At 45.7% G+C, this 1,048-nt stretch carries 1 protein-coding gene; it reads left to right on the top strand.

Going from position 1 to position 1,048, the window contains the following annotated elements; translation table 11 throughout:
- The first annotated feature begins 81 nt into the window (after positions 1 to 81).
- Positions 82 to 963: an IS30 family transposase gene (locus ABT369_RS57875; RefSeq protein WP_220437323.1), complete on the top strand. Its 882-nt coding sequence runs from the start codon at positions 82 to 84 to the stop codon at positions 961 to 963.
- Positions 964 to 1,048: the final 85 nt, after the last annotated feature.

The following is a 1,048-nucleotide window of genomic DNA, read 5'->3' as shown; positions in this document are numbered from 1 at the left end:
CACGGCTGGGCTCACCCGGCTCCCAGCCCTGGGGTCGGGCCAGGTGGCCGGCCGCCACGCCGCGCTGGTGACCGTTTAAACATTGAACGTTGGCACAATAAAGAAGGACTGAGCAACCGTGAGATTGCGCGCTTATTGAATAAAGCTCATGGGACGATTGACAGAGAGATGAAGCGAGGGGAAATCCAGCTCAAGCGGAAGGTAAAATACTCTGCTAAAAAGGCTCAAGAAAATTATGAAGGATTGAGGGCTCACAGTGTTCGTCCGAGTAAACTCACGACTGAGATTGATTGTTATGTGAGTACACGTCTTAAAGAAGACAAGGACTCTTTGGAAGTCATTCATCAGGCTCTAAAAGGAGTTTCTCTGAGCAGCCTCTACAATTGGGTCAACTGGGGCTGGTTAGAAGCCAAGCGTCATCATCTTTTCTATCCGCAGTATAAGGCGGCAAAGAAAATCAAACCTCGTGCGCCAAAGCATCCTTTTGGTAAGTCTATTGAAGAACGGCCTGAGTTCATTAACAATCGCTTAGAAGTGGGGCATTACGAGATTGACACGGTCATTCTTACGAGAGCTAAGAACAAGGTGCTTTTGACGCTCACAGAGCGAAAATACCGCACGGAGATCATTCGCTTGATTGATGGGAAAACAGCACAGGCGGTCAATGATGAGCTGGTGGAACTTCAAAAAAGTTATGACTTCAAATCCATTACCCCTGACAATGGCCATGAATTTGCAAGGCTCTCTGAGGTCGTAAGCTGTCCAGTTTACTATGCACACGCCTACGCGAGCTTTGAGCGAGGGACGAATGAAAACCATAACCGAATGATTCGTAGGCATCTGCCAAAAGGCACAACAAAGACGACCCCTGAAGAAGTCGCCGCTATCGAGTATTGGATGAACCATTATCCAAGAAAAATGTTCAACTATAAGAGTTCATATGAGATGAGCTTGGCTGGCTAACTTGGACTTGCAATTTGCGTAAATAATAAATTTTTAAAAAAATAAAAAAATTACAGCTGAGACTAGAAATTTCAGAAAGTCTGTG

The sequence above is a fragment of the Dactylosporangium sp. NPDC000244 genome (assembly GCF_040300725.1).
Lineage (GTDB): Bacteria > Actinomycetota > Actinomycetes > Mycobacteriales > Micromonosporaceae > Dactylosporangium.
This window is presented reverse-complemented; position numbering and strand designations above follow the sequence as displayed.